This window comes from Allolucifera butyrica (assembly GCF_900476375.1).
Classification (GTDB): Bacteria; Bacillota; Negativicutes; order Sporomusales; family UPPP01; genus Lucifera; species Lucifera butyrica.
Genome location: NZ_UPPP01000056.1, coordinates 110,845 through 118,635 on the forward strand (window position 1 = coordinate 110,845; position 7,791 = coordinate 118,635).

Annotated in this window: 7 protein-coding genes; all 7 read right to left on the reverse strand. The window is 41.8% G+C overall.

Translation table 11 applies throughout. The features are described 5' to 3' along the window. Positions 1–2: 2 nt before the first annotated feature. Positions 3–1,547: a glycosyltransferase family protein gene (locus tag LUCIF_RS03715; RefSeq protein WP_122626532.1), complete on the reverse strand. Its 1,545-nt coding sequence runs from the start codon at positions 1,545–1,547 to the stop codon at positions 3–5. Positions 1,548–1,582: 35 nt separating this feature from the next. Further along, the gene (locus tag LUCIF_RS03720; RefSeq protein ID WP_126720568.1) at positions 1,583–3,577 is read right to left on the reverse strand and encodes a glycosyltransferase family protein; all 1,995 of its coding nucleotides are present in this window, start codon (positions 3,575–3,577) and stop codon (positions 1,583–1,585) included. Between the two features lie 365 nt (positions 3,578–3,942). Continuing rightward, a complete protein-coding gene (locus tag LUCIF_RS03725; RefSeq protein WP_279386943.1) occupies positions 3,943–4,956 on the reverse strand; it encodes an NAD-dependent 4,6-dehydratase LegB in 1,014 nt (337 codons plus the stop codon). Positions 4,957–4,997: 41 nt separating this feature from the next. Then, the gene (locus tag LUCIF_RS03730) at positions 4,998–5,330 is read right to left on the reverse strand and encodes a hypothetical protein (RefSeq protein WP_122626534.1); all 333 of its coding nucleotides are present in this window, start codon (positions 5,328–5,330) and stop codon (positions 4,998–5,000) included. A 16-nt stretch (positions 5,331–5,346) separates the two neighbouring features. Next, a complete protein-coding gene (gene fliS / locus LUCIF_RS03735; RefSeq protein WP_122626535.1) occupies positions 5,347–5,730 on the reverse strand; it encodes a flagellar export chaperone FliS in 384 nt (127 codons plus the stop codon). Beyond that, positions 5,717–7,576: a motility associated factor glycosyltransferase family protein gene (locus LUCIF_RS03740; protein ID WP_122626536.1), complete on the reverse strand. Its 1,860-nt coding sequence runs from the start codon at positions 7,574–7,576 to the stop codon at positions 5,717–5,719. Before LUCIF_RS03740 ends, fliS begins: the two co-directional genes overlap by 14 nt. Before the next feature lie 4 nt (positions 7,577–7,580). Next, positions 7,581–7,791: DUF8042 domain-containing protein (locus LUCIF_RS03745; protein WP_207856926.1), on the reverse strand; the 211-nt coding region annotated here is incomplete at its 5' end.

Genomic DNA, 7,791 nt, shown 5'->3' on the forward strand with positions numbered 1-7,791 from the left:
GATTATTGGAATAAATCAGAACTGTATATAGTAGTCAATATTTTCTCCATTACGCCGTCGGTATCAGAAATTGCCGCAGCCCGAGCCTTCGCCGCCTGCTTTTCTGTCTCCCTGAATTCCGGCTTTTGCCGCCATTTAGCAATAAATTTTTCAATATCAGTGAAGCTATGAATATGATATCGTTGCCCGGCAGTGTAAGATACGTCCCCAAACGGAAAGGTAAAAACGGGTAAGCCTCGGCTTAATGCTTCCGCTGCAGAAGAGCCGCCTCCCAAGCGCGGTGGATTTAAATAGGCATCACAACAATCATATACTGACGCCAGGTCTTTTCTATACATTAAATAATTCGTTTGCTGCTGAAACGTAATAAACTGAACATTAAATCGGGGAAAATTGTCAAATTTCCCAATAAAGCTTATAAATGTTTCCGGATTGCGGGCTAAAAATTCATGGATTTGCTGTGCATAGTCCATAGTGATCTCACTATCCAATCGATTGCCGACAACAACCACTGCAAAATTGTCCTCCGGTATTCCCAGTTCTTGTCTGGTACACAATGAAACCGGCGGCTCAAATTGGTAAGTATACTCCGTCTCAATAATTTGTTTTCTGTCGATGCCACATTTTTTTAAGAAGTCTTTATCTTGTTCCCCCAATTCCCGGGGCAGAAGATGAAAGGTTCCTTCCGTCACGGGCAATTCAAAGCTATTGGCCAAAGTGGCCACGGGAACCATACTGCTGCATAAGTCGGCCGTGATATTAGGAGCCCCGATGCTAAAAATAAATTCCGGTTTATTACTCGCTATAAATTCAAGAATCTTAGCCATCTCCTGCTCATTCGGCATTATATCCCGGCATTGATACAATGGAAATTGGGTAGTTATTTCGTTAAACTTTTCAACAAGAGTTGCTATCGACGGGTCGAAAACCGGCAGTAATGCAGCACGCGGCAATTCAGCCGTATTAATAATATAAACCTCTTTTCCCAGTTTCTTTAATGCACGATACCGGTCAATTACTGTTCGCGTAGGCCCATGACCGATATTTAAAAGTTGATTGGCCATTAGAACAATCAGATTCCGATTTCTCTCTGTTGCCGGAATCCATTGTTTATTATCTGCCAGCCGCCTTTTAAAACCCTGAAATATATGCTTATAAAACATATATAACTCAAGTTTAACTGTAGCCGACAACAATGCCGGTTTAACAAATGTCTTATGAATCAATTGCCAGTAAATGAAATATTTCTGCTGCAGTGTTCGTTCCGGACTAAGCGCCAACGTTATTAATTGGTGCAAATACTTTTCTTGTTCAGTAATTTCTAAAAGGCAAGATGAATGGTATATAGATAACTGTGGTTCATCTGTTTCTAATACCTCTTCTAAAAAATCAACACACTTTTTTTGTTGTTCACAATCTAAGCCTTTATATATTGCTTTGATTTTCTTAAAATTACTATGAGACAACGCAACGATCTTCCCAATGGACAGTTCGTTGTTAGTATAAAGACTGCATATCTCTTGCATTTCCCGGATAATGGCCTGCAAAATTGCAATCCCCCTTCTTTAGGCAAATCAGTGAATTAAAATTCATGCTTACAAAAGTATTTTTCCATATTTACTAAGACCTCTTGCATCATCCCGGCAGTGTCAAACAGTTTCCTGCCAAGACATTTCGCCTGCTTTTTTTGATCCAGATAAAAATCTGGATCATGAATGCATTTTTTCAGGAAGATTATGATATCGTCGGTAGTATCAAAAGACTGTTTCAACCATAGCTGGTAATAAACGTCGCCATAGGCTTGCGTAATAACAGGCAGCCCATCCAGCATGGCTTCCGCACCGGATGTGGCCCCGCCTTGCCGTTTTGGATTTAGGTATGCGTTACAAAGAGGGTAAATCGATTGAATATCGCCGCGATACCCTAGACAAACGGATTTTTGCCGCAATATTCTATGTTGCTCAGCCATTCTGTCATAATTTTGATATCCGCCAATAAATAAAAGATATACTTCCGGAATCTCCTGTACGATTTGCTCAAGCTGAGCAATAAAATCCGGGGTTACCTCCAAATCCAAACGGTTTCCGACCACACATAGAATAAATGCATCTTGCGGCAGCTTCAAATCGCGTCTCGATAGGCGTTTCTTTTCCTTCTTCATAAAAGTATAATGTATGGAGAAAACCCGTTCCTCCGGTATCCCAAAAGCCTGAAAAATTTGCCGGTCGCTGGGCAAAAATTTTCTTGGAACAGCCCAACAGTCCTTAGGATACATCGGCAGAACTCCACCACACGGGATGGCAACAACTGTTGTAAAATAACTGCATATGTCTGCGGTTAATGTGGCATCGCCAACAGAAATAACAAGCTCCGGATTAAACTCATTTACTAAATCAATAATCTTCTGGATATCTTGTAAATTAGGCATATTCAATTTTGATTGATAAAAAGGATACCTTTCATTTTCAAAATCTATAGTGTTATTATTGCTATATTCCTTTATAAAATCGGCATTAAACCAATCATAAAAAGCTAATGCAGTTTGCTTTATATAATCAGCGGAATTAATAATAAAAACCTCTTTACCGATTTTTTTTAGATTACGGCTATAGTCAAATGCATTTCGTGTAGGTGCATGTCCAATTTTCAATAGCTGGCTGGTAATTAAAACAATCCGGTTTTTATTCCGAAAATGTATCGGTTTAGGACTACTTGGCAAATGAACCTGGGCAGCAATCCCATCCACATAAGATTGATAATAGCGTCTAAAAATGATTATCTCATCAATATTAAACGTTAATTTATCACTAAACAATAGATTTTTTATATTCCAAAAAATGGAGGCTTTTTGCTGACAGTCTAACTGTTGAATAATTTCATTTTCCATCATCCGGAGAATATATTTTTTCTCCCGCGTAATTTCATAGGCTAAAGACAACAGCGAGATCTGGCATTGTGGCGAAACGCAGGAAAGTAATTTATGAATATACTCTATCGCCCTATTTTTAGAGGATGGCTCCAATAGCGCATAAGCTTTAACAGCCCGGTTTAATAATTCACGTATTACAGATAAATTTTTTATATGATAGGCAAACGGAATCAGGCTAATTGCCGCAATATCCCCCGGCAAGGCATATTCTAAAGACATTAGACAGCCTTGACATGGTGATGGAAAGTAGGAAAATAACTTTTGTGTAAATTCCAATGCATTTTTTTTAAGGGATGATTCCAATAACAGATAGGATTCCATAGCATAATTTAATAAATCATACAGTACCACCGGATTTTTTATATTATAGTAAAAAAATGGCACGAGAATTAATGCCGAAATTCCTACGGGTAGACTATATTTATCATTAACATGACAGACTAGGGCTTGAAAAAAATTATTTTCAATGATATCATCCAGATTTTCTGACGGACGGACATACGACACGGATTCTGCCACTCCTAGTTGGTAAGGACAGATGAATAGAATATAATTCACCAGCAGGGATATAACATGTTTCCAGTCATCGAAAACAATCTGAATCGCTTTAAGCCCAGGGGTATGTTCCAGACCGGTAAAATCATTCAAACCAAGAATCTTCTCCCGATCATTTATTACCAAGGTTTCTCCGGCTTCAACCGCCGCCTCAACATACAATATATAATTGCCGATATTCTCGTTCTGACTATGATACCACGCAAATAAAAACGGTTTATTATTGCATAACAGCGAAATGGATTCACAATCTTCATATTGTTGCTGAATGCTCTTTACAGCGGCATCTAGCGTATCAAAGTAAATCTGGTTTAGGTCCTTTTCTTCGAATAAATGGATTGTGTAGCCTTCTTGCTCAAGTTTGTCCAGGAACGCCGAAAAACGATTACGGTCCTTAATTCCGCCAACGAGTGCCAGCAAGATTTTAGGCATCAATATCATCCTTTTATTTATTAATTCTACAAATTATAGATTTCTGCTTTATAATGTACTAAATTTTCTTTTTTGGTAAACCAGGCTACCGTATCGAGCAGTCCTTTTTTCAAACCATCCTTGCCGCCATACAACGGTTCCCAGGTTAGAAGCTTTCTTGCTTTCGTATTATCGGCCCACAAACGCTCCACTTCACTTTTGACCGGACGCAGTCTTATCTCGTCGGTTACAATCTCAATGTCTGCTCCCATGACTTCCGCAATCAGTTTCACCGTTTCACCGATGGATATTTCGTAGTTGCTGCCAATATTAATTACTTCACCTATCGCGGTCTCGGACTCCGCCGCCGCGATAAATCCCCGTACTGTGTCCACTACATAATTAAAATCCCTTGTCGGATGTAAGGCCCCCAGTTTAATTTTCCGCTTGCCACTGGCAATCTGAGTAATCACAGTAGGAATCACGGCGCGTGCTGATTGGCGTGGACCATAGGTGTTAAACGGACGGATAATCGTCACCGGCGTGCCAAAAGCATAATGGAACGACATAGCCAGTTGGTCGGCACCAATTTTCGTTGCCGAATAGGGAGACTGTCCCTGTAAGGGATGCTCTTCCGTAATGGGCACAAATCGAGCCGTTCCATAGACCTCACTGGTAGAAGTATGCACAATTTTTTCCACATTGAGTTCCCGTGCTGCTTGCAAAATATTCAATGTTCCTTTTACATTCGTATCCACATAAGTATCCGGCGAATGATAGGAGTACGGTATGGCAATCAAAGCTGCCAGGTGCAATACGGTATTGCAGCCTTGCATGGCCGTTTTCACGCCATGTGGATCGCGTATATCGCCGGTAAAGACCTCAAGGCTGTTTTTAATGTCTTGCGGCAATGTATCCAGCCATCCCCAGGAATTAAAAGAATTATATAAAACAAATGCCTTTACTGAATATCCCCGGCGTACTAACGCCTCCGTGAGATGCGACCCGATAAACCCGTCCGCACCAGTCACTAATATTTTTTTCCCGCTTGCTTTCATCATAAATCCTTTCCTTTAGGCTAACCGCTAAAGTTAAACTCCGGCTAAAATCGGTATGTCGACTGAAGACGCATTTTATTATGGTTGGATACCATGTGTTCACGGGTCTTTACGGAACGTGCCTCCAAAATACGGCAGCATTGCTGATTATTGGCCTGTATTTCCGTCAGCAAAAATCTTAACTCTTCAATTATGGACTGTTGCCTGTCTACAAGACCCATTCCATCGTGCTGTAAATACTTAGCCACAATTTCGGTCTGAATCAATAAATCGTTAAAAATCGTCACGTCTTCATTTTCCAGTGCAATCAAACGTTTTTGTGAAAGACGATGCAGATTCCGGCAATGTGTTAAGATCAGTTCCTCGTTCCGGTTCACCCAAATTCCTCCCTACTTATGATGTTGTCGCAACCGGTTTTTTTAAAATAATGGCATCCCAGCCTTCTTTTAATGTTGACAATACATCAATAGCGTCCTGAATGAGGGCCGTATCCTTACTGACATTCGCCTGTACCAGCCGCCGGTTGACAAACTGGTATAGCTTGCGTAAATTTTGCGCAACCTCGCCGCCGGCTTCCATATTCAGCGTATTATTAAGTTCCGACACAATATTTTGCGCCTTAATTAACGAACGATGCGCCTGCTCTATATTTTTCGCCGCAATGCTGGCCTGAGCGGTATGCAGGTTTTTCAACGCTCCGTCATACAGCATGATAATAAGCCGCCCCTGGCTCGCTGTCTCGACTTGCATGCGTTTATAATGGTCATACGGGTTCATTTTTTTCCTCCTCATTCTGTTCGATTTCTTTAATACAGACTTCAATAAGTTCTCTAATTATCGCAGCCCCTTCCTTAAGAACAACATAATAAACTTTATAATCCTCAATGGCGGCGCGAAAATCGTCATCTCCGGCATAGTCTGCCTGGTAAGTCCGGTAAAAAACTCCATGTATATCGTAATGATCAAAACACTCGGCAAGAGGACAGATATATTGATCCCGTTCACACCGTTTATATATTTTCCGCACACTACCCAAGTATTTCTGCATGAGGGGTATTTGTTGCTTTTTGCAAGCCGTTTCCAGTTGATTCAAACGTTTAATCGCCGTCTTGGCGGCAAGGCCCGCACGCTTAGCATCCCTCAGTCTCAATTGCAGCCGCTCCGTCAATGGTGCTACAGGCGGTTCAGAGAAAGAATCCTGTGCCTGACGGATAATCGCTTGTACCTCAACCGGCTTACGGCAATACTGGTCAATTACATCCCGTAAAGTCATCACTTTAGTTCCGGCAATGTACGCCCCACCCTCAGTGGCATTAATATACTCACGGTCCCCCTTTTCCCGTATCCAATTTTCAAAGAATATCCGGAATTGATTAAATGTACGGTCGGTAAGCACTTGCCCGCCATCGTTCGCTTTCACATAAAAATAATTTAGATTTTCCCCCCCAGTATAGACCCTATTTTCCCAATTCGTTCCGGTAGCATGCGAATGACCATCGTGAGCATACGCTAAATCCTGACCGACAAAAACTATGGGAGCGGCTCCCATCTTATAGGCGGCTACCATTGCGCTGTTGGCTACTGAACCGCCGCTTTCGTTAAACCCTTTATCCTCTACAATACCATCTAACCAACTTGAAACAACCGTACGTTCCGCCACAAATTCCGGCCCTTTAAATGTCTTCAAGATCATATGATGGGACTGCATATCGGCAATTAACGCAATTTGTTCCGTTACAACATTTTTAAAATGTTCGTAATTCAATGGATGCGAATCAATGCTAACCAGAAAGTCCGGCACAATATTATGCTGCTGCAAGGCCTTCGCCGCTGTGCCGACTGCAATGATCACTGCTTTTCCCTTTGCCTCCCGCAACAAGGAAATGTTTTGATTTAATGACGGTCCGGCCGATACGATAATCGCTGGAACACCGGTAAACTTACCATATAAAGTACGAACACCCGGATGCTTATAATAATCCCATAGATTAAGAATTGCGTTGGATATCATATTGGGGCCATAATGGGTCATGGTAACCAGATTAAAAAGCTTTGAATCAACTATAGCCTTCACGGTACGTATTACCTCAAGGTGATGCTCACCGTAAACAGTTTGGTAGCCCGGTAATCCGGCCATTACTACTCCAGTATATCGGGCCGTATCATAAAAGATGAAAAACTTATCCCATATTTCCCTGATGGCGCCTCCGACCTGAATATATACCCGGTCGGAACACAACACATGACGTAAGTCCCGATTCCGCATAGCCTGACAAAAAACTGCCCGGTCCGGCTCAATAATAAAAAGCGAAACTTTTTCTTCAAACCGCTCAAGCAGGGCTTCCGCTAAATATCCCAGACCCAATCCATACACGATAATTGCCGTACCGGCTTTAGCCTCCATACCGGCGGCAATTCTGGCAGCTTCCTTGACGGGATCAACGGAACTGTGCAAAAAAACCAGCCCGCTCGCCTCTGTTTTTATTCGAATCGTCGGCAGGCCGGAACGACTTGGCAAAATTTCTACATATTGATTGCTATCGGTAAAAATTTCTTTTTTGTTATACCGCTCCCGATATGCGGACCAATTTTCATTCTCCCATGCATTTTCCAGTACATCCATTAAGCTAGCTAATCCTTTCTGCATAGCGTTGTTGTACAGCTATTAATACAGTTTGCGCCGTTTGAATCAACGGCATTAAATCATATTCCACCAAATCTGCCAGCAGGGAATAGTCTTTATTCTCCATTGCCTGGCATATCCCGCCAAAAATCCTGGGAACGGCGGTTAGAATAACAGAAACAGACAAATTCTCACCCTCACCCAATGCCGCCGAC

Excerpts from the sequence above, each read along its gene's own strand:
- LUCIF_RS03740 (WP_122626536.1), bottom strand. The coding sequence starts at position 7,576 with ATGGATGTACTGGAAAATGCATGGGAGAATGAAAATTGGTCCGCATAT.
- LUCIF_RS03725 (WP_279386943.1), bottom strand. The coding sequence starts at position 4,956 with ATGATGAAAGCAAGCGGGAAAAAAATATTAGTGACTGGTGCGGACGGG.
- fliS (WP_122626535.1), bottom strand. The coding sequence starts at position 5,730 with ATGAACCCGTATGACCATTATAAACGCATGCAAGTCGAGACAGCGAGC.